The organism is Segatella salivae DSM 15606, assembly GCF_000185845.1.
GTDB lineage: Bacteria > Bacteroidota > Bacteroidia > Bacteroidales > Bacteroidaceae > Prevotella > Prevotella salivae.
The window spans coordinates 1-840 of sequence record NZ_GL629680.1; the positions used below are offsets into that span (position 1 = coordinate 1).

At 37.9% G+C, this 840-nt stretch carries 1 protein-coding gene; it reads left to right on the forward strand.

Annotated elements, in window-relative coordinates:
• Positions 1-532: hypothetical protein (locus tag HMPREF9420_RS12810; RefSeq protein WP_007136167.1), on the forward strand; the 532-nt coding region annotated here is incomplete at its 5' end.
• Between the last annotated feature and the right edge of the window lie 308 nt (positions 533-840).

The following is an 840-nucleotide window of genomic DNA, read 5'->3' on the forward strand; positions in this document are numbered from 1 at the left end:
GTTTCCAAGGTTATATGGGGACAGTTTCAATGATTTTTCCATTATGAGAAAAGTATTTCTAATTATTTACATGATAGTATTTGCCAATTACGCTAATAATATATTAGCGGGCAATGGTGATAAAGCATGGATTTCGGAGCGGTTTGCACTTCAAATCATAAATAAGAAGAGCCTACAAAGCAAGTATATCTTCCCTATTGAAGGTTTTGAAATACATAAAGGATGCTTATATATCCTTACTTATGGTGGAGAGATGCAACCTGTCATGACAAAAGCGACTAAAGAAGGGATGCTTATATCTAACTTCCAATATACAATCAATTTATATTCTTGGCCAAAATATCAAATTGAAAAATACAGTAAGTCCAAAGTATATTATCAATATGTAGGAGATAAGATTAAAGTAGAAATAAGAACAGGGGAATATACAGAGCATTTATTTTTTACAAGTAATGTGTGTGGAAGCAGGTTTGGGAACTTACTTGAATTCAAAGGATGGCTATTGGATTTTTTATTGCCAACAAAAAAATGACCAGCAGGACAATCGATTAGCGGGACTCTTTGATTCATGCCCACAAGGGGGTATTCCTATTGTAGTTTCAATCGTTTCTTGTGCGCCTATATGGCCTCCCACAACTCACTTTTTAAAGTTTTTGTTGCTTGCGGGCCTCCCGCAAATCACTTTTTAAAGGTTTTGACGCTTGCGGGCCTCCCGCAAATCACTTTTTAAAGGTTTTGAGCTTGCGGGGCTCCCGCAACTCACTTTTTAAAGGTTTTGGTGCTTGCGGGCCTCCCGCAAATCACTTTTTAAAGGTTTGAGGCTTGCGGGCCTCCCGCAAA